Origin of the sequence: Pseudomonas sp. B21-019 (assembly GCF_024749225.1) — a bacterium.
GTDB lineage: Bacteria > Pseudomonadota > Gammaproteobacteria > Pseudomonadales > Pseudomonadaceae > Aquipseudomonas.
This window is the reverse complement of sequence record NZ_CP087193.1, coordinates 42,196-64,579: the sequence shown is the minus strand read 5'-3', so window position 1 is coordinate 64,579 and position 22,384 is coordinate 42,196. Positions and strand designations below refer to the sequence as shown.

General features: G+C 59.8%; 20 protein-coding genes. 13 read left to right on the top strand and 7 right to left on the bottom strand.

Features of this window, described 5'->3' with window-relative positions; genetic code table 11:
- Positions 1–55: 55 nt before the first annotated feature.
- A complete protein-coding gene (gene polA / locus LOY36_RS00285) occupies positions 56–2,824 on the top strand; it encodes a DNA polymerase I (protein WP_258671816.1) in 2,769 nt (922 codons plus the stop codon).
- Between the two features lie 298 nt (positions 2,825–3,122).
- Here polA and yihA read toward each other — a convergent pair whose 3' ends face one another.
- Positions 3,123–3,764 carry a ribosome biogenesis GTP-binding protein YihA/YsxC gene (yihA, locus tag LOY36_RS00280; RefSeq protein WP_007940707.1) on the bottom strand — a complete coding sequence of 214 codons (642 nt, stop codon included), beginning with the start codon at positions 3,762–3,764 and terminating at the stop codon, positions 3,123–3,125.
- Positions 3,765–3,955: 191 nt separating this feature from the next.
- Here yihA and LOY36_RS00275 point away from each other — a divergent pair, with 191 nt between their 5' ends.
- The 7 genes from LOY36_RS00275 (at position 3,956) to LOY36_RS00245 (ending at position 11,240) form a co-directional block, all read left to right on the top strand.
- On the top strand, positions 3,956–4,246 hold the full coding sequence (locus tag LOY36_RS00275; protein WP_019020904.1) for a cytochrome c5 family protein: 291 nt from the start codon (positions 3,956–3,958) through the stop codon (positions 4,244–4,246).
- Positions 4,247–4,292: 46 nt separating this feature from the next.
- Positions 4,293–4,904, top strand: coding sequence for a cytochrome c4 (locus LOY36_RS00270; RefSeq protein WP_007940706.1), 612 nt, complete (start codon positions 4,293–4,295; stop codon positions 4,902–4,904).
- 198 nt (positions 4,905–5,102) lie between these two features.
- Positions 5,103–5,744 (top strand): thiol:disulfide interchange protein DsbA/DsbL, encoded by a 642-nt coding sequence (locus tag LOY36_RS00265; RefSeq protein ID WP_019580303.1) that lies wholly within the window; start codon positions 5,103–5,105, stop codon positions 5,742–5,744.
- 14 nt (positions 5,745–5,758) lie between these two features.
- On the top strand, positions 5,759–6,619 hold the full coding sequence (locus LOY36_RS00260; protein WP_007940704.1) for an endonuclease/exonuclease/phosphatase family protein: 861 nt from the start codon (positions 5,759–5,761) through the stop codon (positions 6,617–6,619).
- Positions 6,620–8,668: a GGDEF domain-containing protein gene (locus LOY36_RS00255; RefSeq protein WP_258671814.1), complete on the top strand. Its 2,049-nt coding sequence runs from the start codon at positions 6,620–6,622 to the stop codon at positions 8,666–8,668.
- Positions 8,669–8,770: 102 nt separating this feature from the next.
- Positions 8,771–9,550, top strand: a complete 780-nt coding sequence (locus tag LOY36_RS00250) for an N-acetylmuramoyl-L-alanine amidase (protein ID WP_258671812.1) — start codon at positions 8,771–8,773, stop codon at positions 9,548–9,550.
- 73 nt (positions 9,551–9,623) lie between these two features.
- Positions 9,624–11,240: an EAL domain-containing protein gene (locus tag LOY36_RS00245; protein ID WP_028940064.1), complete on the top strand. Its 1,617-nt coding sequence runs from the start codon at positions 9,624–9,626 to the stop codon at positions 11,238–11,240.
- 12 nt (positions 11,241–11,252) lie between these two features.
- Here the strand turns inward: LOY36_RS00245 and LOY36_RS00240 are convergent, their stop codons facing one another.
- Together LOY36_RS00240 and algB are read right to left on the bottom strand one after the other, a co-directional pair.
- Positions 11,253–13,043 (bottom strand): KinB sensor domain-containing domain, encoded by a 1,791-nt coding sequence (locus LOY36_RS00240; protein ID WP_258671809.1) that lies wholly within the window; start codon positions 13,041–13,043, stop codon positions 11,253–11,255.
- Between the two features lie 10 nt (positions 13,044–13,053).
- The gene (algB, locus tag LOY36_RS00235; protein ID WP_018927282.1) at positions 13,054–14,400 is read right to left on the bottom strand and encodes a sigma-54-dependent response regulator transcription factor AlgB; all 1,347 of its coding nucleotides are present in this window, start codon (positions 14,398–14,400) and stop codon (positions 13,054–13,056) included.
- Between the two features lie 439 nt (positions 14,401–14,839).
- Between algB and LOY36_RS00230 the strand changes: the two genes are divergently transcribed.
- From LOY36_RS00230 to LOY36_RS00210, 5 genes are all read left to right on the top strand, one after another.
- Positions 14,840–15,127 (top strand): hypothetical protein, encoded by a 288-nt coding sequence (locus tag LOY36_RS00230; protein ID WP_258671808.1) that lies wholly within the window; start codon positions 14,840–14,842, stop codon positions 15,125–15,127.
- An 81-nt stretch (positions 15,128–15,208) separates the two neighbouring features.
- Positions 15,209–15,373 carry a DUF1328 domain-containing protein gene (locus LOY36_RS00225; RefSeq protein WP_003177151.1) on the top strand — a complete coding sequence of 55 codons (165 nt, stop codon included), beginning with the start codon at positions 15,209–15,211 and terminating at the stop codon, positions 15,371–15,373.
- 233 nt (positions 15,374–15,606) lie between these two features.
- Positions 15,607–15,810 carry a hypothetical protein gene (locus LOY36_RS00220; protein ID WP_177324972.1) on the top strand — a complete coding sequence of 68 codons (204 nt, stop codon included), beginning with the start codon at positions 15,607–15,609 and terminating at the stop codon, positions 15,808–15,810.
- A 330-nt stretch (positions 15,811–16,140) separates the two neighbouring features.
- On the top strand, positions 16,141–17,472 hold the full coding sequence (gltP, locus tag LOY36_RS00215) for a glutamate/aspartate:proton symporter GltP (protein ID WP_018927284.1): 1,332 nt from the start codon (positions 16,141–16,143) through the stop codon (positions 17,470–17,472).
- A 104-nt stretch (positions 17,473–17,576) separates the two neighbouring features.
- Entirely contained in the window at positions 17,577–18,806 is a 1,230-nt protein-coding gene (locus LOY36_RS00210) for a nucleoside recognition domain-containing protein (RefSeq protein ID WP_258671806.1), read from the top strand.
- Positions 18,807–18,854: 48 nt separating this feature from the next.
- Here the strand turns inward: LOY36_RS00210 and LOY36_RS00205 are convergent, their stop codons facing one another.
- Genes LOY36_RS00205 through LOY36_RS00190 form a run of 4 tightly spaced genes read right to left on the bottom strand, consistent with a single transcriptional unit; the run spans position 18,855 to position 22,366 of the window.
- Positions 18,855–19,481: an ABC-type transport auxiliary lipoprotein family protein gene (locus LOY36_RS00205; protein ID WP_019651219.1), complete on the bottom strand. Its 627-nt coding sequence runs from the start codon at positions 19,479–19,481 to the stop codon at positions 18,855–18,857.
- On the bottom strand, positions 19,478–20,416 hold the full coding sequence (locus LOY36_RS00200; RefSeq protein ID WP_019580311.1) for an MlaD family protein: 939 nt from the start codon (positions 20,414–20,416) through the stop codon (positions 19,478–19,480). The genes LOY36_RS00205 and LOY36_RS00200 overlap by 4 nt, the downstream gene beginning before the upstream one ends.
- A 1-nt stretch (position 20,417) precedes the next feature.
- Positions 20,418–21,221, bottom strand: a complete 804-nt coding sequence (locus LOY36_RS00195) for an ABC transporter ATP-binding protein (RefSeq protein WP_018927288.1) — start codon at positions 21,219–21,221, stop codon at positions 20,418–20,420.
- Positions 21,218–22,366, bottom strand: a complete 1,149-nt coding sequence (locus LOY36_RS00190; RefSeq protein ID WP_258671804.1) for an ABC transporter permease — start codon at positions 22,364–22,366, stop codon at positions 21,218–21,220. Before LOY36_RS00190 ends, LOY36_RS00195 begins: the two co-directional genes overlap by 4 nt.
- Positions 22,367–22,384 lie beyond the last annotated feature (18 nt).

Sequence of the window (22,384 nt, the reverse complement as noted above, 5' to 3'; positions counted from 1 at the left end):
CGTCAACGGTCCCGCTATTCTAGCGCCGGACCCGCCGAAAAGGTTGATCCTGCTCATGAGCCAAGCCCCCCTCGTCCTGGTGGACGGTTCTTCTTACCTGTACCGCGCTTTTCATGCGCTGCCACCGCTGACCACGTCCAAAGGCCTGCCGACCGGTGCGGTCAAGGGCGTATTGAACATGCTCAAGAGTCTGCGCAAGCAGTACCCGGACAGCCCGTTCGCCGTGGTGTTCGACGCCAAGGGCGGGACGTTCCGCGACGCGATGTTCGCCGAGTACAAGGCCAACCGTCCGAGCATGCCTGACGATATGCGGGTCCAGATCGAGCCGCTGCACGCCAGCGTCAAGGCCTTGGGCTTTCCATTGCTGTGCGTGGACAACGTCGAAGCTGACGATGTGATCGGCACCCTGGCCCGCAGCAGCGCGGCCGCCAACCGCCCGGTGGTGATTTCCACCGGTGACAAGGATATGGCACAACTGGTCGACGGGCACATTACCTTGGTCAATACGATGACCGGTAGCGCGCTGGACGTGGAGGGCGTGAAGGAGAAATTCGGCGTCGCTCCCGAGCAGATCATCGATTATCTGGCGTTGATGGGCGATTCGTCCGACAACATCCCGGGCGTTCCGGGTATCGGTCCGAAGACCGCTTCCGGCCTGCTGGTTGGCGTGAATGGCGGCCTGACCGAGCTCTATGCGCAGCTCGATATCGTCCCGACCCTGCCGATTCGCGGCGCCAAGACCCTGCCGGCCAAGCTCGAAGAGCATAAGGAAATGGCCTTTCTTTCTTACCGATTGGCAACCATCAAGATCGACGTGCCGCTGGACATCGGCCTCGACGATCTGCAGATGGGCCCACCGGATCACGACAAGCTTGCCGAACTCTATTCCCTGCTGGAGTTTAAGAGCTGGTTCGAAGAGAACCAGCGCGACGCCAAGCGTTCGGGTCAGGACATCGTCGAGGTCGCCCAGGAGCAGCCGGGTGCCGCCGAAGCGAAATACGAAACCATCCTCGATCAGAAGCGCTTCGAGGCCTGGCTGGACAAACTCGACAAGGCGCCGCTGATCGCCTTCGTCACCGAAACCAACGGCAGCGATGCCCAACACGCGCAACTGGTAGGCCTGTCGTTCTCTGTCGCGGCCAACGAAGCAGCCTACATTCCGCTGACCCATTCCTACATGGGCGTACCGGAACAACTGGATCGTGACACCGTGCTGCTGGCGTTGAAACCGCTGCTGGAAAACCCGAATAAACCGAAAGTCGGCCAGCACGCCAAGTTCGACACCAATATCCTCGCCAATTGCGCCATCGGTGGCGATCAGAACAACGGGATTACTGTTCGGGGTATTACCTACGACACCATGCTCGAGTCCTACGTACTGGACTCAACAGCCACCCGCCACGACATGGACAGCCTGGCGCTCAAGTACCTGGGCCAAAGCAAGACCGACATCCAGGAGATTGCGGGCAAAGGCGTCAAACAGCTGACCTTCGACCAGATTTCCCTTGAGCTGGCAGGCCCCTATGCCGCCGAAGACGCCGATGTCACCTTCCGCCTGCATCTGGTATTGCAGGAAAAACTGGCCGCGACGCCAAGCCTGGTCAAAGTGCTCAACGAGATTGAAATGCCGCTGATGCCAGTCCTGGCCCGTATCGAGCGCCAGGGCGCGCTCGTGGACGCCAACCTGCTGGGCATCCAGAGCGTCGAGCTGGGCGAAAAACTGGTCGCCCTTGAGCGTGAGGCCTTTGCCATTGCCGGTGAAGAGTTCAACCTCGGCTCGCCGAAGCAACTGGGGGTGATTCTCTACGAAAAGCTTGGTTTGCCTGTACTCAGCAAAACCGCCAAGGGGCAGGCGTCGACTGCCGAAGCCGTGCTGGCCGAGTTGGCCGAACAGGACTACCCGCTGCCCAAGGTGCTGATGCAATATCGCTCGCTGAGCAAGCTCAAAAGCACCTACACCGACCGTTTGCCAGAGCAGATCAACGCACGCACCGGGCGCATTCATACGTCTTACCAGCAAGCTGTCGCAGCCACCGGGCGTTTGTCATCCATCGACCCGAACCTGCAGAACATTCCGATTCGCACCGCCGAAGGTCGCCGGATTCGTCAGGCGTTCGTCGCGCCGAAAGGCTACAAACTGCTGGCCGCGGATTACTCGCAAATCGAACTGCGGATCATGGCGCACCTGGCCAAGGACGAAGGCTTGCTGCACGCCTTTCGCAACAACCTCGATGTGCACCGGGCCACGGCCGCAGAAGTGTTTGGCGTTGAGTTGGGCGCGGTCACCAACGATCAGCGTCGTAGCGCGAAAGCCATCAACTTCGGCCTGATCTACGGTATGAGCGCGTTTGGCCTGGCCAAGCAGATCGGCGTTGACCGCAAACAGTCCCAGGCCTACATCGACCGTTATTTCGCCCGCTATCCCGGCGTGCTGCAATACATGGAGCGCACGCGCGCCCAGGCCGCCGAGCAAGGCTTCGTCGAAACCATCTTTGGTCGTCGCCTGTACTTGCCGGAAATCAACGCGAAAAACCAGGCCCTGCGCAAAGCTGCCGAGCGCACGGCGATCAACGCCCCGATGCAAGGCACCGCGGCGGACATCATCAAGAAAGCCATGGTGGCGGTGGACAACTGGCTGGCATCGTCAGGCCTGGACGCCAAAGTCATCCTGCAGGTACACGATGAATTGGTGCTCGAGGTGCGCGAGGACCTGGTCGACCAGGTACGCGAGGAGATTCGCGTGCACATGAGCAACGCCGCACAACTGGACGTACCGCTTCTGGTCGAGGTGGGCGTAGGCAACAACTGGGATGAGGCGCACTGAGCCGCCTGAAAAGACGTATGTACTGCGGCCTGGCGCCGCAGCACATGACGAAGGGCTATAGAGCGAAAAACGACAGTGATTATTTCCAAAGGATTTTGAAAATAGTCTGAACTAAATCCACGAACCGCCACTCAGAGATACTGAATGGCTGGTGAAGCCCTTCGATGCTCCTATGTTGTGTTAAGTGTTGGCAGATATCTGGACCCCGCCCTAGCGGTCCGGAACTTGAACCCCGGAACTTCTCCCTCCCCATACGAAGTCCGGGGTTTTTTTTGCCTGCCGATTGGTCTCGAGAGCCTTACTCGGCAGCCTCGGCACCCTTGTCCGCCAATTCCATCCAGTCCGCCAGTACGGTGTAGGCTTCTTCCAGCCCCATGCGTTTGGGGGCCGAAAACAGCTGGATAGTGATCGTATCGCCCCAACCCTTGCGGATTTCCGATTGAACCTTGAGCAGCGTGTTTTTTGCCGCGCCGTAGGTCAGTTTGTCGGCCTTGGTCAGCAGAATATGCATCGGCATGCCGCTGGCGACGGCCCAATCGAGCATCAACAGGTCGAAGTCGGTCATTGGATGACGGATGTCCATCATCAGAATCAAACCTTTCAAACTCTCACGGCCACCCAGATAGGCTTCCAAGTGACGCTGCCAGTGCATCTTCAACGGGATCGGCACTTTCGCATAACCGTAACCTGGCAGGTCGACCAGACGGCGTTCATCGTCTAGCTTGAAGAAGTTCAACAGCTGTGTGCGACCCGGTGTTTTCGAGGTCCGCGCCAGGCTGGCGTGCGTCAGAGTATTCAACGCGCTGGACTTGCCGGCGTTGGAACGCCCGGCGAAGGCCACTTCAAAGCCTTCGTCGTCGGGACATTGGTCGACTTTGGCGGCGCTGAGCATAAAGGTGGACTGTTGGCACAGGCCGAGGATGGGATTCTTGAGTTGCATGGGATTTCCGATGTGGGCGGCGCCGGGAATGGACGCGGCAAGCAGTGTCGTTTCCGTTTCAGTGACGCCAGTATATAATGCCGCAGATTTTGTGTGCGCTTTGTCCCAGCGTAGGATGAAGTTCACGAGAGCGATTGACCTTGATTGCGCATTAGAACGCAGCACGCTCTCAACCCTGAAAAGGTCGTTTTATGACGAAATGGCTGCTAGCTGCCGGTGTCTTGATGCCGCTTTACAGCGCTCAGGCTACACAGGATCCGGAAGCTGTGTACAACCGTGTTTGTGGTGCCTGTCATTCCGGCCAACTACCCATGGCGCCCCGCAGGGGCGATCAGGAAGCTTGGACGCCGAGGTTGGCGAAAGGTATGGAGACGCTGGTGCAACACGTGACCCAGGGTTTCAAGGCGATGCCGCCGCGTGGTTTGTGCATGGACTGCAGTGCCGAGGATTACCGAGCCATCATCCAGTGGATGAGCGAGTAAACCCGGTCCATAACTCTTTAACCCTTAGCCGTAGTTGGATTAGCTGATGAACAAATTGATCGTGAGTCTGCTGTTGACCGTGGGGATCTCCGGTATTGCCCATGCTGCAGGTGATGCGACTGCTGGTCAGGCGAAAGCCGCAGTATGTGGCGCCTGTCATGGCCCGGATGGCAATAGCATGGCGCCTAACTTTCCGAAACTGGCAGGCCAGGGCGAGCGTTATCTGAACAAGCAGCTGCACGACATCAAGTCCGGCAAACGCACGGTACTGGAAATGACCGGCCTGCTGACCAACCTCAGCGATCAGGATTTGGCCGATATCTCCGCCTACTTCGCCAGCCAGAAAGGCAGCGTCGGTGCCGCCGACCCGAAAATCGTGGCGCGCGGTGAAGCACTGTTCCGTGGCGGCGACCTGGCCAAAGGGCTGCCAGCCTGCACCGGCTGCCACTCGCCCAATGGCGCAGGCAACGCAGCTGCTGGCTTCCCGCACCTGGGCGGCCAGCATGCTCAGTACGTCGGCAAGCAACTGACCGAATTCAGAAAAGAAGAAGGTGGCCGGACCAACGACGGCGACACAAAACCAATGCAGAGCATCGCTAAAAAGCTGAGCGACGAAGATATCGCCGCCGTCTCCAGCTATATTCAAGGCTTGCACTAAGGCCTGTGATCGAGCGTCGTGAGTGATGTACATCTCTTGCAACGTTAACTCTCGATTAATCCGTCGATGCAAACATAAAAAGGGTAGCTTTGGCTGCCCTTTTTTGTGGCCGCTGCCGTTACACTACAGAACTCAAGCCCGCCGGAATCTGTCTGAAAACAGGTCGCGCGAGGCGCCCAAATTGTCCAGGAGTAAAGCATGCGTAATCTGATCATCAGCGCCGCACTCGTCGCTGCCAGCCTGTTCGGCATGACTGCCCAAGCCGCCGAAAAACCTGAAGCGCCCTATGTCGAACTGAGCAACCCGGTCCCGGTGGCCGAGCCTGGCAAGATCGAAGTCGTGGAGCTGTTCTGGTACGGCTGCCCGCACTGCTATGCCTTCGAACCCGTCATCAACCCATGGGTTGAAAAGTTGCCCTCCGACGTGAATTTCGTGCGTATCCCGGCAATGTTTGGCGGCCCTTGGGATGCCCACGGCCAGATGTTCCTGACGCTTGAGGCCATGGGTGTCGAGAGCAAGGTTCACGCTGCGGTGTTCAACGCAATCCAGAAAGAACACAAGAAGCTGACCGACAAAGAAGACATGGCGGACTTCCTGGCGACCCAAGGTGTAGACAAGGACAAGTTCCTGGCCACCTTCGACTCCTTCGCCATCAAGGGCCAGATCAACAAAGCCAAAGAGCTTGCCAAGAAATATGAAATCACCGGCGTGCCTACCATGATCGTCAATGGCAAGTATCGCTTTGACATCGGTTCTGCCGGCGGCGCCGAACAAGCGTTGAAACTGGCTGACCAACTGGTCGCCAAAGAGCGAGCGGCAACCAAGGCCGTTGCCAACTAAGCGCGGCACCTGCCATGCGCCGCTGGGGAACTGAACGCATCGTTGGCCTGCACGACCCGCGGGTCAACGAGCATCACCTGGAATCGACGGGGTTGCCCGTGGACAGCCGTCTGCGTTTGCTCAGTTTCAATATCCAGGTCGGCATCAGTACCGAGCGTTATCGGCACTATCTGACCCGCGGCTGGCAGCATCTGTTGCCGCACACCGGGCGTGCCGACAACCTGCAAAAAATCGGCAATCTGTTGGGCGACTTCGATCTGGTCGCCTTGCAGGAAGCCGATGGCGGCAGCCTGCGATCGGGCTACGTCAATCAGGTCGAACACCTGGCGCAGCTCGGCGCCTTCCCTTATTGGTATCAACAACTCAATCGCAATCTCGGTCATCTCGGCCAGCACAGCAATGGCGTGCTCAGCCGCCTGCGCCCGTGGGCGATCGAGGATCATCCGCTGCCGGGGCCCAAGGGTCGCGGGGCCATTCTGGTGCGCTTCGGCGAAGGTCCGGAGGCGCTCGTGGTGGTGATGATGCACCTGGCGCTGGGCGCTCGCGCCCGTAGCATGCAACTGGCTTACATCCGCGAGTTGATCGGCGGTTATAAGCACCAGGTGCTGATGGGCGATATGAATACCCACGCCGGTGACTTGCTGCAACATTCCCCGCTGCGCGATTTAGGCCTGCTCGCGCCGCAGATGGAAGCGACCTTTCCCAGCTGGCGCCCACAGCGTTGCCTGGACCACATTCTGCTCAGCCCCACCCTGACGCTTGAAAAGGTCGAGGTGCTGGCACAACCCATTTCCGATCACCTGCCGGTCGCGGTAGAAATTCGTCTGCCGGGCTCGCTCACGGCCGATGCATTCCCCGCGTTGAGTCCTGCCTGAATGAGCGACGAAGCACAGCGCTGGAAAGAGAAATACCTCAAAAGCATCGAACAACAGGAAAAGCTCGAACGTCGATGGGACGCCCGGCTCGACCTGCTGCGTCGCGGGCTGGTGCGCAGCACCCTGGCTGCCGAAGGTACCGATCGCGCCGTTGACCAATGCATGAAGGAAATGCGCGAAGTCGTACGCACAGACGATATGGACGCCGGCCTGGCAGCCTTGCTGCCGCGCCTGGAAAAAGCCGTGCTCGACTCCGAGCAGCGCCGGGAAACCCGGGTTGATCAAGTCAGCGCCGCACTGACGGCGCTGGTCTCTCAGTTGCAAGCATTGCCGCTGCCACGGGAAGTGAGCCGGCCACTGAAGAGTTTCGCCAAGCAGCTGGACGGACGTGTCGGCCAGGCTCGCGAAATCCCGTTGCTGCTCAGCGAACTGAGCGGCTTGCAAGGCAAAGCCTTGAGCCTGCTGGAGAACCCTGTAGAACCGGGTCGTCCGGGTTTTCTGCAGCGCCTGTTCGGTGGCCGGGATGCAGACGAGGCTGCGCCACAGATCGCCGCCCCCGAATTGCACATGCCTGCCCCGCAACCTGTCGAACCGGTTGCCGCACAACTGGCCGAGCTCCCAATCGCGACGGTCAATCTCGCGCCAGCCGCCAACAAACCGCAAGCGGTAATGCCAACCGTTGAAGCTGCCCTGCCCGCCGCTGCGCCCGCTGAACCCGTGGACACTCCGGCGCCGACAGCAACAACGGCACCCATAGCCGAAGTCGTGGCGTTCGTCCCGCCCGTCCTGGAGCCAGAGGCCACGAGCAGCCAGGCCCCAGAGCCACAAACCCAGCCGAACATCGAACAGCCGCAAGAGCCGCAAGAGCCGGTTCCATCGATCGCCGTACCGGCCACCCAGGCTCCGTCGGCAATCAACCCGGATGAACTGATCCCGGAGGCCAGCGATCCGCAAGCGCCAGAACACGACATTCTGTATGCCCTGCCGGACTCGCCGGAACCGTCCTACAGCTCTGTGGCCAAGCACATCGAAGACACCCTGCTGGGCCTTCTCGACGACCTGACACTGCCCGAGCGCCATCGACCGCAAGCCGAAGCGATGCGCAATCGTCTTCAAAACGGTTTGAACTGGTATGAACTGCTGCCAATCCTCGATGATCTGGCAACATTGATGCTGGCCATTACCGACAGCGGTCAGCACGAATTCGAAGCGTATCTGCAGCGACTCAACGAACGCCTTGAGTCATTTCAGAGCAACCTGCAAGCCGCCAGCGAAGGCCACGCCGACAACCGCTCTGCCGCGCGGGAGATGGACACGCAGATTCGCGAGCAAGTCGACGGCCTGCAAAGCAGCATGCATGAAGCGGCGGACCTCGATGACCTCAAGCACATGCTGGAAGACCATCTCGAAGGTCTGCTCGGCACCATGGACCAGCACCAGAGGCAACGCGACGAGCGCGAGCAGGAAGTCGCGGCCCGCCTGCAAAGCCTGGCCGAAAGGGTGGCCCACATGGAGCAGGAAGCGCTGGGCTACCGCGAGCACCTCGAAGAGCAGCGCCAGAAGGCCTTGATCGATCCGTTGACCGGCCTGCCGAATCGAGCGGCCTGGAGCGAACGGCTGGACCACGAAATCAGTCAATGGCAACAACACGGCAACACCCTGCTGCTGGCGATGCTCGACCTCGACCATTTCAAACGCATCAACGACAACTACGGCCATCTGGCGGGCGACAAGGTGCTGAGAATCATCGCCAGTGTGCTGCGCAAGCGTCTGCGCGGGACGGACTTCATAGCCAGGTTTGGCGGTGAGGAGTTTGTGCTGTTGATGCCTGCCACGGCGCCGATGGTCGGCGCGAAACTGCTGGAAACGTTGCGCGCATCGATCGAAGCTTGCCCGTTCCACTTCAAGGGCGAGCGAGTCACTATCACCATTTCCATGGGACTGACCGCCTTCAGACCGGGCGAACATAGCGACCTGGTGCTTAAAAGAGCCGATCAGGCGCTATATCGCGCAAAAAATACCGGCCGTAACCGGATAGAACTGGGCTGACAGTTAATTGTTCCATTTTGTTTAAAGGCGCGCTTTTGCGGTCGGCGCGCAAGGCAATACGTTACACTGTTGCATTATTGTCTCGCGTGTATTGCCTCCACCATGAAATTTCTTGCTCTTATTGCTTCGCTGCTCGTATTAGCCGGCTGCGCCAGCGGTCCCCGGATTGACACCAGCCACCCTTCAGTCAATCACGACAGCCGTATTCAGTTCGTGGTGATGCATTACACCTCCGCATCCCTGGAGGACTCGCTGCAATTGCTGACCCATGGCGAGGTCAGCAGCCATTACCTGATCGGCGACGACGAGCACGCCACCATCTATAAGCTGATGGATGAAAATCTTCGGGCCTGGCACGCCGGCGAAAGCCAATGGCAAGGCCGGACCTGGCTGAATTCCAGTTCCATTGGCATCGAAATCGTCAATCCAGGCTTCCAGGACACCCCGACCGGGCGCCTCTGGTATCCCTACAGCGAAGCCCAGGTTCAGTCGATGATCTTTCTGCTCAAGGACATCAGCAAGCGCCAGGGCATCAGCCCTCGCCATATCATCGGCCATAGCGACATCGCCCCCATGCGCAAGCTCGACCCTGGCCCGCTGTTCCCCTGGAAACGCCTGGCGGCCGAAGGCCTGGGAATCTGGCCGAACGAGCAGGCTGTGGCGCATCAGCAAGCGCAGTTCGCCGCGCAGCTGCCAAGCATCAGCTGGTTTCAGGCGCAACTTGCCCGCCTGGGCTACGCCACGCCACAAACCGGCGAACTGGATGTAGCGACACGCAATGTGCTGGCGGCTTTTCAGCTGCATTTTCGCCCATCCCGTTTCGACGGCACGCCGGACGCGCAAACCGCAGCGCTTCTCCAGGTGTTGAATCAGACAAAATAATGACGCCCGCCCGACGGTCAGGGCCTTTTCCCAATCAGCAGCTATAACTCATTGGTAATCCTTCGGATATTCCATGATGACGGCTGCTCGAGAGAGGCTGCGTAGCTGGTTCTATCGCCCTTGGTTTCTGGCGACGCTGGCGGCTGCCTTGAGTGCCACGCTGCTGATGACCGGCAGTCTGTTCATTGCGATGCATCAGGTCGAGGACAACGAAAGCCAGGAGATGAACGCCCAGGGGGAGCGCTTTCTGGTCCGTCTGGAGCAGCTGTTCGGGCAACTGCGCGAAAGCCTCGACGACCTTGAAGCTCAACCGCTGCGGGGCTGCGATGATGAAATGATCGCCACATTGCAGCAGGTCAGCTTCAATTACCGCTTCGTTTACGAAGCCGCTTACATGGATGCTTCAGGAATCTGCTCCAACCGCCCCCGCCAGGAAGGGCTGTCGGTGATCCGGCCACCGGACATCGAGGGCCCCACCTACAGCTATTGGTTGAACACCACCACCGAACCCGATGAGAACCGCGCCGCACTGATGCTGGGGCGTGGCAATTTCCGGGTGGCTACGTCTCGCGGGCATTTGACCGACATGGTTGATCTGTCTCCGGGGAGCAGCCTGTTGGTGGTGCTCGACCACGACACCCGCGCGATTCCCGTGCTCGGTGCCGAGCAGGAGTGGCCCCCGACGCAACCCTGGCCCCCGAAAAATCACGATGCACTGCAAGTCACCCCTACCCGCCTGATTTACCGAATGCCGACCAACACTCCCGAATACCAACTGGTGCTGATCACCCCGCGTACCGGGATGCATGTGCCGGCCGTTTGGTGGTGGCTGCTTCCGGCCAGCCTCGCGCTCAGTGCCTGCGTAGGCATTCTGGTGTTTCTGCTGGTGCGCCAGCGTCAATCACTGGATGCCGAACTGCACGGCGCGATACAGCGAGGCGAATTGCAGGTGTTGTATCAACCGATCTTCGACCTCGACAGTCGCAACTGTGTCGGAGCCGAAGCCTTGCTGCGCTGGCGAAGGCCGGACGGCACCTTGACCAGCCCCGAGCTGTTCATTCCCATGGCGGAAAACACCGGCCAGATCCGCCAGATGACTGATTTCGTATTACAGCGCCTGCTGGAACAGCTCGGACAACTGTTGCGCGCCAATCCGCAGTTGTATATCTCGGTCAACCTGGCGGCCTGCGACGTCATGGTGCCGCGTATCGGTCAGGTGATCGCGCGCCTGCTGGCCTTGCACCGTGTAGCCGCCAGACAGATTGCCTTTGAGGTGACCGAGCGCGGATTGGTTGATGTCGTGGTGGCCAGAGAAAACCTGCAGGCCTTGCGCGATGTCGGGCATCAGGTACTGATCGATGACTTCGGCACTGGCTATTGCAGCCTCGCCTACCTGCAAACACTGCCCGTGGACTGCCTGAAAATCGACAAGGCGTTTATCGACGCGCTGGGTCATGACGCCGCCAGCAGCGGCGTGGCACCGCACATCATTCGCATGGCCCAGGCCCTGCAACTCAAGGTGATTGCCGAAGGCATCGAATATGAAGCCCAGGCAGAATTTCTGAGCAGCGAGGGGGTGAAGTTCGGTCAGGGCTGGCTGTTCGCGCACCCATTGAGCGCTGTGCAATTCATTGAATTGATTACCCGTGGCCGCCGACAAGCAACGCGGCGTCTGGATGACGAAGACTGAGAGGGTTCAGGCTTATACCGCCAGCGCCATGTAGAACTGCGAACCCTGCCCTGGCCGTGAATACACGCCCATCCGCCCACCGTGCAACTGCACGATCTCCTTGCACAGCGCCAGACCGAGCCCGGCGCCGCCCTTCTTGCGGCCGACCTGAACAAAAGGCTCGAATATCCTCCCTTGCTGGCCGTAGGCAATGCCTTCGCCGTTGTCTTCGACACTGATAATCACCCGCTCCCCATGACGTCGAGCCTGCAAACGTATCAGCCCGTCGCGGGAGGTATGGCGCAAGGCGTTGTCGATCAGGTTATCGAGCACCCGCTCCAGTTGCGCCTGATCGGCTTGCAGCCGCGGCAAAGCTCCCTGCACTTCCACCAACAGTTCAATGCCCTTCTCCTGCGCCGGGCCGGCAAAGCGTGCCTGGGCCTGCTCCAGCAAATCTTCGATGGAGCACGGCGCCAGGGTGAGTTTTTGCAGGCCGTTCTGATAGCGAGAGAAATTCAGCAGGTCGTTGATCAACTGCATCAAGCGCTGCATTTCTTCATTCACGGTGTTCAGCAAGTCGGCCTCACGGGAATCCTCGGCAAAATGCGCCCGCTCGCGGAACAGGCCGAATGCCATGTGCATCCCGGTGACTGGCGTGCGTAACTCATGGGATGCACGCAAGACGAACTCGCTGCGCACCCGTTCGAAGGCACGCTGCTCGGTGACGTCATGCAACACCATCACGGCGCCGAGAATATGACCCTGGGTATGGCTGACCGGCGTCAGGCTATACGTCAGCAATCGCGACTCCCCGTCAACCTCGATGCTCAGGTCGTCCGGCACTCGCTCCAGGGTGCCGCCGCGCAGCACCAGGTGCAGCTGTTCATCCAGTTCGGGGCGCTCAAGTGCCGTGCCCAGCCCTTGGCCGAGACGCTCGGTGTCCCAGCCTAACTGGCGCTGAGCCACCGGGTTGAGGTGCTCGAGCTGACCTTGACGATCAATGATCAGCAAACCGTCGTCAATGCTATCGAGCACCGCCTGTAAACGCTGCTGTCCGGCGAGCAGCTCGTCGATATTAGTGGCTTGGTGCTGTCGCAGGGCCTCGGCCATGATTCCGAAGCGTCGGGTCAACTGGTTCATTTCCACCGCGGAGGAAATCGGCAGGGTTACTTCGAAATTGCCTTGGCCGATGTTGTCAGCGGCCGCCGCCAGGGCCTCGATCGGAGCCCCGAAACGCTGGGCGATCGCATGGGCGGTAATGAACCCGATGAACAGCACCCCCACCCCGATCAACCCGAGCAGGCCGGCAATCAGCAACGCGCGGTCCCGGGCCTGACGTTCGGTTTCACTGATGTTATCCAGCGCGCGCTTCTGTTCGGCGATCAAGCCGTTGCGCAGCGTGTTGAATTTTTCCGTGAGATCCCCGCCCCCAGTGAACACCTGTGCCGTATCGCGGGAAAGATCGTAGGCCTGCAGAAAGCTCTGGTAATCAGCCTTGGCCTTTTTGAAACCGTACTGGGCGCCCTCGCTGGACGGCTCGTGAGCAATGGCTTCATCGAGCAATTCGAGGTAATGCTGTCTGGATGCCTCGAACGCCGCGGGATCAGGCTTCTCGCCGAGCATGATGATCAGTTGATCACCCAGGGTCTGGCGCAGCTTCAATCCCAGATCCAGCCTGACGAAGTTGTCACGGATCAGGGCCTCCTGCGTGCCGGCCATCTGCATCACGCTGACCAGCCCGAGCAACAGCCCGAGCAGCGCCACGGTGATCAAGGCTGAAATACTCAGGAACAACCGGGTGCGCAACGTCATCGCCAGTTTCATCGGGTGCGGCTCACAAGTTGTACTGCTTGCGCTTGCGGTACAGGGTCGAGGCATCGATACCCAGGGTCTTGGCCGCCTGATCCAGGGTATCGGCGGTGGCAAGGACCGCACCGATGTGGGCTTTCTCCAACTCATCCAGGCTCAACGCGGCGCCAATGCGTGGCGTATTGTTGGTCGGAGCTTCGGCCATGCCCAAGTGGCTGATCTCGACCCGCTCCTGTGGACAAATAATGCTCGCCCGTTCCACCACGTTGCGCAGCTCGCGGATATTGCCGGGCCAGCGGTAGCTGAGCAGCGCCTCGCGGGCCTCATCGCTGAAACACCGGGCCGGACGCGAGTACTCCTTGACGAAGCGCGCCAGGAAACGGTCAGCCAGGTTCAGAATGTCTTCCCTGCGTTCGCGAAGCGGCGGCAGGTGCAAGGTGATAACGTTCAGCCGATAGAGCAAATCTTCACGAAAACGACCGTCGCGGACCATGTCTTCAAGGTTGAGGTTGGTGGCCGCGAGGATTCGCACGTCGGCGCGACGGGTCACCGGGTCGCCCACGCGCTCGTACTCCTTGTCCTGGATGAAACGCAGCAACTTTGGCTGCAAGGTCAGGGGAAAATCGCCGATCTCGTCGAGAAACAACGTTCCGCCATCAGCCTGATTGACGCGACCCAAGGTGCTTTCGCTGGCGCCGGTGAATGCGCCACGGCTGTGGCCGAAGAGTTCACTGTCCATCAATTCCGCTGTCAGGGACGGGCAGTTGATGGTGATGCAGGATTTCTTCTGGCGTTTGCTCCAGCCATGAATGGCCTGTGACAGCTCACCTTTACCGGTGCCGGACTCACCGAGAATCAGAATATTGGCGTCGGTACTGGCGACTTGGCGTGCGGTTTCAAGCACCACTTTCATCGCCGGGCTGTGGGAGTCCAGCCCCTCCTTGGGTTTACGCACTTCACCTTCGAGGGCTTCCAGGCGTGCCGAGAGTTGCCGCACTTCCAGCTGTTTGGCGGTGGCCAGACGTAACTGATCGGGGCTGCAAGGTTTGACCAGATAGTCGGCTGCACCGGCCTGAATCGCATCCACGGCAGTGTCCACGGCCGAGTGAGCGGTGACGATCACTACACGCATCCAGGGCGCCTGAATCCGCATCTGGGCCAGCACATCTAGGCCGTTGTCTTCACCCAGGCGCAAATCGAGGAAGCACAGATCGAAAACCTGACGCTGCAACAAGGCTTCGGCCTGAGCAGCGCTGGTCGCGGTGGCCACGCTGTAGCCTTCGTCTTCGAGGCAATAGCGAAAGGTTCGAAGGATGGCGGACTCGTCGTCCACCAGCAGAATGCGGCCTTGATGCTCAGTGGCTGATTCCATGTTCCTACGCTCCTTTAATAGGTGTTCTTGGTTAGTCCCGGAAAAATCGGGCAAGTTGCATGGTTGATTCTGGTCGATTCCAGCCACAACAGGCTATCTATCTACTCAAAGCGCAGCTAATCAGCTGATTTATTTGAATTTTTATTAACAGACCATTCTTTCAGCGATTGCCTGCGTCCCTTTCTGACATCTACGCCCTCCCCGCAATTCCAAAAATATTGAAAGTGCCCGCGAACTCATCGTGCATTACGCACGAGCGCAAACGGATCATCGTGCAGGATGCGTCCAAAACGATTTCTACAGACACAATAACTTATTGATTTTTATAATTTTTATTCTTTATTAAAGCTGGCATGCAGGCTGCAATGGTCTAGGTAATCAGGGCATTTAATGAACCAGGCCCGCCAAAGATCACTACCCGTATGGGAGGAACTTCAGGATGAATCGCCAAAGTGCCGCCCAATTGCGTCTCTCGCCACTGCATGTCCAGCAAGGCTTGTTTGCCCTGCTGGCATTGTTGATCACCTTGATTGGCGGCCAGCAGTACATGCGTTGGGAGCAGAGCCAGCAGCCAGAGGCGCCGCACCTGTCGATTGCACATGCCCCCCAAACCCACTTCAGCGCCGTCAGCAGCAACCCGACTGACAACGCCTCAATGCGAATGATCGGCGTCGAGCAGGCCCGGCCTGTGGATGAGACGCCCTCTCAGGAACACTGGGTGTTTTAAGCAAACGAACTTGGCGCGCTCAACGCGCCGGGAAAAGCACCACAAGCAACATCCTTAAATAGAAGCGTAAGGAGAATCACCATGTTGAGCTGGGCAATCACATTCCTGATCATTGCCATCATCGCTGCAGTATTGGGCTTCGGTGGTATCGCGGGCACCGCCACGGGTATCGCCAAGATTCTCTTTGTCGTATTCCTGGTGATGTTCATTGCTTCCTTCTTCTTTGGCCGTCGCGGTCGAGGTTGATATGGGCATTGCGTTAAAGACATCGGCAGCCGCCCTGCTTCTGGGCGGCAGTGCCATGGCGATCGCGGCCACCCACGCGACACGAGTTCGAAACACGAAAGAGGCCTGGCGCTTCTTTCCACTGCGCTACCCGAGGACGGTAGACGCATGACCAAGGGGTCGGGACGTTCTGACTGCTTCAGGGTCGGAGTGACCTACGGGTACAGGGAGTACCCGCGCAAGGGCCGGGTCAGGTGAAGCTGCGACGCAAGTTCGTCGGCCCAGAGTGGCTCGACGGACTTGCGGAGAGCTTCAACGTGCAAAACGTTGATCTAGAGCATTCTGCTCATCTGTTCTTGCTGCATATTCCCCGCAAAACCGTTTCGCGCTATTTCTTCGTGACCGTATATCGAGAAAGCTCTGACTTTCACGAGAAGAAAAATCGCATTCAAACGTAGGTCATTTCCTAAGTTTTCACTGATCCGAAAAACATCAACCTGCGCTGAAATGGCCGGTTCACGGCACTTATGCCTGCCGAAATGTCGCATTCGAACCGGCTGGGACGTGGGTTTCAGTCAAAAGATCTCATGCCGATTCGGCATAGGGTAGGCGTTTACGGCATTAGACGGCGCTTCCCCGCATCGGAATAGTTGCGCCTTTTTCGCTGCCAGAGAGCTGTAAATGCTCGCTCGCAGGGACCTTATACGGGGGTTGGTGCAAGACGGCTTCGCCATTGAGCGTTGCAGTTCATGCATCGACCTGAGTCAAACGCAAGTAAGGGTAAAGATATGAAGAAGGCAAAGCTTAGCCTCGCCTGGCAGATCCTCATCGGTCTGGTTCTGGGGATAGCAATAGGTGCACTGCTCAACCACTTCAGCGCTGAAAAGGCCTGGTGGATCAGCAACGTCCTGCAACCGGCAGGCGATATCTTTATCCGTCTGATCAAGATGATCGTGATCCCGATCGTGATTTCCTCGCTGGTCGTCGGCATCGCTGGCGTTGGGGACGCGAAAAAACTCGGGCGTATCGGTCTGAAGACCATCATTTACTTCGAGATCGTCACCACCATCGCCATTCTGGTCGGTCTGGTGCTGGCCAACGTGGTCCATCCGGGCAGCGGCATCGACATGAGCACCCTGGGTACCGTGGATATTTCCAAGTACCAGGCCACTGCCGCCGAGGTTCAGCATGAACACGCGTTCATCGAAACCATCCTCAACCTGATCCCGTCGAACATCTTTGCGGCCATGATGCGCGGCGAGATGCTGCCGATTATCTTCTTCTCCGTGTTGTTCGGTCTCGGTCTGTCGAGCCTGCAATCGGATCTGCGCGAACCGCTGGTGAAGATGTTCCAGGGCGTGTCGGAAAGCATGTTCAAAGTCACCCACATGATCATGAACTACGCCCCGATCGGCGTGTTCGCACTGATCGCGGTGACCGTGGCCAACTTCGGCTTCGCCTCCCTGCTGCCGCTGGCCAAGCTGGTCGTCCTGGTTTACTTCGCCGTTGCCTTCTTCGCCTTCGTGGTGCTGGGCCTGATCGCTCGCCTGTTCGGCTTCTCGGTGATCAAGCTGATGCGTATCTTCAAGGATGAGCTGGTCCTGGCCTACTCCACCGCCAGTTCCGAAACCGTGCTGCCGCGCGTGATCGAGAAGATGGAAGCCTACGGTGCGCCGAAAGCCATTTGCAGCTTCGTGGTGCCGACCGGCTACTCGTTCAACCTCGACGGCTCGACCCTGTACCAGAGCATCGCGGCGATCTTCATTGCCCAGCTGTACGGCATCGACCTGTCGATCAGCCAGCAACTGCTGCTGGTGCTGACCCTGATGGTCACCTCCAAAGGCATCGCCGGCGTACCAGGTGTGTCCTTTGTGGTGCTGCTGGCCACCCTGGGCAGCGTCGGTATTCCGCTGGAAGGCTTGGCATTCATCGCCGGTGTCGACCGCATCATGGATATGGCCCGTACCGCGCTGAACGTGATCGGCAACGCCTTGGCCGTGCTGGTCATCTCGCGCTGGGAAGGCATGTACGACGACGCCAAGGGCCAGCGCTACTGGAACTCCCTGCCGCACTGGCGCAGCAAGGAAAAGCTGCCGGTTGGTGAAACCTCCAGCAACTAATACCCGCTCCCACAAGAGCCCCAAACAAACCCCGGAGAAATCCGGGGTTTGTCGTTTCTGCCTACCCCGCTATCATTCGCCGCATCTTCCGGGGGATTTGACTGATGCTTAATGGCCTGTGGCTTGGCTTCTTCATCGTGGCAGCCGTATCGGCGCTGGCGCAGTGGCTGATCGGTGGTAACGCCGGGATCTTTGCGGCGATGGTGGAAAGTATTTTCGCCATGGCCAAACTGTCAGTCGAGGTCATGGTCCTGTTGTTCGGCACCCTCACCCTCTGGCTGGGCTTTCTGCGGATCGCCGAGAAGGCCGGGATCGTCGAGTGGCTGGCCAAGGCGCTGGGGCCATTGTTCCTGCGTCTGATGCCGGAAGTGCCGGCCGGCCATCCCGCCATCGGCCTGATCACCCTGAACTTCGCCGCCAACGGCCTGGGCCTGGACAACGCCGCCACACCGATCGGCCTCAAAGCCATGAAGGCGCTGCAAGAGCTCAACCCCAGTGCAACGATCGCCAGCAACGCGCAGATCCTCTTCCTGGTGCTCAACGCCTCCTCCCTGACCCTGCTGCCCGTGACGATCTTCATGTACCGCGCCCAGCAAGGCGCGCCCGATCCGACGCTGGTGTTCCTGCCGATCCTGCTCGCCACCAGTTGCTCAACCATCGTCGGCTTCCTGACCGTAGCGTTCATGCAACGCCTGCGCATCTGGGACCCGGTGGTGCTGGCGTACCTGATTCCCGGCGCCCTCGCCCTTGGCGGCTTCATGGCACTGCTGGCGACGCTCTCGGCGACCGCGCTGGCGAGCCTGTCATCGGTCCTCGGCAACGTGACGCTGTTCGGCTTGATCATGCTGTTTATGATCATCGGCGCATTACGCAAGGTGAAGGTCTACGAGGCATTCGTCGAAGGCGCCAAAGAAGGCTTCGACGTCGCCAAGAACCTGCTGCCGTATCTGGTGGCGATGCTCTGCGCCGTGGGTGTGCTGCGAGCATCCGGAGCGCTGGATTTCGGTCTGGACGGGATTCGTCACCTGGTGGAATGGGCCGGTTGGGACACGCGCTTTGTCGATGCCTTGCCGACCGCATTGGTCAAACCCTTTTCCGGCAGTGCCGCCCGGGCAATGCTGATCGAAACCATGAAGACCGAGGGGGTGGACAGCTTCCCGGCTCTGGTGGCGGCAACGATCCAGGGCAGTACCGAAACGACCTTCTATGTCTTGGCGGTGTATTTCGGCGCGGTGGGCATCCAGCGTGCACGGCATGCGGTGGGCTGTGCGCTGCTGGCGGAGCTTGGCGGGGTGCTGGGGGCCATCGGGGTTTGCTACTGGTTCTTCGGCTAAACGAAAACCCTGTGGGAGCGGGCAAGCCCGCTCCTTTCAGCGGTGGCTTCAGGGCCTCAGCGGCGGCACGACTTTCTGACCCTGCTCCACCGTCCAGGCCACCACCTGCGCCGTCAACTGGTCGCTGGCCTGGCCGAACCCGGCGACCACCGCCGGCACCTTCACATCGCTCAACGGCTGGCGCACTTCAAAGCGCCGACTGGCGAGGATGCGCTGGTCATACCCACGCACCAGCAATGCATCCAGCCGCACGACCACGCTCGCCGTCGTGCCCTGGTATTCGGTCTGGAACGCCTGCAGGTTGCCGCCCAGCTCCAGGTCCGCCTGCAGATTGCTGTCATCGGTGCTGAGCAACGGCACCCGACCGTCACGCTGGAAACCATCGAGCAGACGATTGCGCAGCAGCACCGGCGCCGGGTCGCTCCAGCGGGAAGCCTTGTAGCTGCTGATCAGGTCACCCTGAGGGATCACGGCGATCTTCGGGTTGTTCAAGGCTTCGCTGGTCTGCGGCTTGGCCAGTCGCAACGACCAGTGCAGCGCCGTGCTGTGATTGGCCGGTGCGCCGCTCTGGGCCGAGGGCAACCGGTAGACATCGGATGGCTCGGACTTGGGCAGAATCGAGCAGGCACTGGTCAGCGCAAAACCGACAGCCAAGGCTAACGGGATCAGCTTCATGGCGTGAACTCCTTGTTCTTGTCACTGCCCAGCAGGTAACCGCTGGGATTGGCCTCAAGCCGCTGGGAAATGGTGCGCAGCGAGCTCAAGGTATCGCGCAACTCACGCACTGCCGGCGCCAGGCCATTGAGGCCCTGCATGCCGTTGTTGAGGGAATCCTGATTAGTGGTGAGCAATGAGTTGAGGGTCGCGCTGCTCTGTTCCAGGGACTTCATGGCTTGCTCGGCACTGCCAAACATCTGCTTGCCCTGATCGTTGAGCAGGCCGTTGGCGTTGCGCATCAGCCCTGCGGTTTGTTCGAGTGTGGCCGAGGCCTGTTTACCGATCGACGCCAGTTGCTGCATGGCCTGACCAATGTCGCCGCGCTGGTCGGCGATGGTGCTGGTGGTTTGCTCCAGATGCTCAAGGGTTTTGCTGATGCGCTCGACGTTTTCCGAAGAAAACATCTGATTGGCGTTCTGCATCAACACGTTCACACCGGTCATCAGATCGTTACTGTCGCTCATCAAACGGGCGATAGGCGAGGGTGATGCCACGATGGTCGGCAAATTGCCGCCCTTGCCCTTGAGCGTCGGACTTTGCGGTGTACCACCGCTGAGCTGAATGATCGAGGTGCCAGTGATCCCGGTCAGCGCCAGTTTGGCCTGGGTGTCTTCCTTGATCGGGGTATCGCCACCCAGGCGGATCCGCGCCAACACCCGGCGCGGATCATTCGGGTCCAGGCGCAGCGTCACTACGTCGCCGACCTTGATCCCGCTGTACTGCACGGCGCTGCCCTTGGACAAACCGCTGACCGCCTCGTTGAAGACGATTTCGTAATCCTTGAATTCGGTGTCGACGCTGGACTTGGCCAGCCACAGACCGAAGAGCAGGGCGCCTGCCACCACTATGACGGTGAACAGGCCGATCAATACGTGATGGGCTCGGGTTTCCATGTCAGACCTCGTTGAGCTGGTTAGCGGCCGTCAGCGCCGCGCGGCCGCGAGGGCCATGGAAGTATTCGTGAATCCACGCGTCGTCGGTTTCCGAAACCTTGTCGATGGCATCCGCCACCAGTACTTTCTTTTGCGCCAGCACCGCCACCCGGTCGGTGATGGTGTAGAGCGTGTCGAGGTCGTGGGTGACCAGAAACACACTCAAACCCAACGCGTCGCGCAGGGTCAGGATTAACTGATCGAACGCCGCCGCGCCAATCGGGTCGAGACCAGCGGTGGGCTCGTCGAGAAACAGAATGTCCGGGTCCAGTGCCAGCGCCCGGGCCAGGGCGGCGCGCTTGATCATGCCGCCAGACAGTGAAGCAGGGTACTTGTCGGCCGCCGACAACGGCAATCCGGCCAATGCCAGTTTCACCGCCGCCAGGTGCTCGGCATCGGTACGGCTCAGGCCGGCGTGTTCGATCAGGGGCAGGGCGACGTTCTCGGTCACCGTCAGCGAAGAGAACAGGGCGCCTTTCTGGAACAACACGCCGAAGCGCCGCTCGACCAGCGAACGCTCGTGCTCCGACAGGCTCGGCAAGTTCTTGCCGAAGACCTTCACCAGCCCTTCGCTGGGCTGGCGCAAGCCGACGATGCTGCGCAACAGCACCGACTTGCCGCTGCCGGAACCGCCGACCACCGCAAGAATTTCGCCTTTGTACAAATCCAGGTCGAGGTTCTCGTGCACGCTCTGGCGGCCGAAGCGATTGCACAGCCCACGGACTTCGATCACCGCCTCGGAAGGCGCTCGGGGTAGACGACTCACCAGCCCATCTCCATGAAAAACAATGCGGCCACGGCATCGAGGACGATCACCACGAAAATCGACTGCACCACACTCGACGTGGTGTGCGCGCCGACGGACTCGGCGCTGCCGCTGACCTTGAAGCCTTCAAGACAGCCGATGGCGGCGATCAGGAACGCAAAAATCGGCGCTTTGACGATCCCCACCAGGAAGTGCTGAACGCCGATGTCCGATTGCAGCAGCGACAGGAACATCGCCGGCGATATATCCAGCGACAGCGCACACACCACGCCACCGCCGACAATCCCCGACAACATCGCCAGGAAGGTCAGCATCGGCAGCGCCACCAGCAACGCCAATACCCGCGGCACCACCAGCAACTCCATCGGGTCGAGGCCGAGGGTGCGGATCGCGTCGATTTCTTCGTTGGCCTTCATCGAGCCGATCTGCGCGGTAAACGCGCTGGCGGTGCGGCCGGCCATCAGGATCGCAGTCAGCAACACGCCGAATTCCCGCAGAAAAGAGAACGCCACCAGGTCCACGGTAAAAATGCTCGCACCGAAACTCGCCAGCACGGTCGCGCCGAGAAACGCTACCACAGCGCCCACCATAAAGGTCAGCAGGGCGACGATGGGGGCGGCGTCGAGGCCGGTCTGCTCAATGTGCGCGACCATCGGCGTGAGGCGCCAGCGCTTGGGACAAAACAGCCCGCGCGCGATGGTTTGCAGGATCAGGCCGACAAAACCCAGCACCTGCAGGGTGTCCTGCCAGATTGCATCGACCGCGCGGCCGATACGGGTCAGCAGTTGAATGCCGACGCTGATTTCCGGCTCTTTGATCGGCACGCAGAAATCCGTCAGCGAACAATACACCGTCTGCAGCAAGGCGCGATCGGCGGAGGAAAGGGTGCAATCAGGGTGTTCGGCGGACTTGCCCAGACGCTCGGAACCCAGCAACTCCACCAACAGCGATGCACCCGCCGTATCCAGGGCACCGAGGCCGTTGAGGTCGATGGGGGTGTTATTGTCGTATTGGCCACGGAGCTTTTCGCTCAGGTGGCTGAGATCGGCGTAATGAGCGAGCGTCCAGTCACCCGTGACCCGCAGCAGGGCAGGGATGTGCGAGGTATCCAGTCGGACACTGCCAGGCGTTGTGCTGCTGGTCATAAGCTCCTGCTTGTTCGG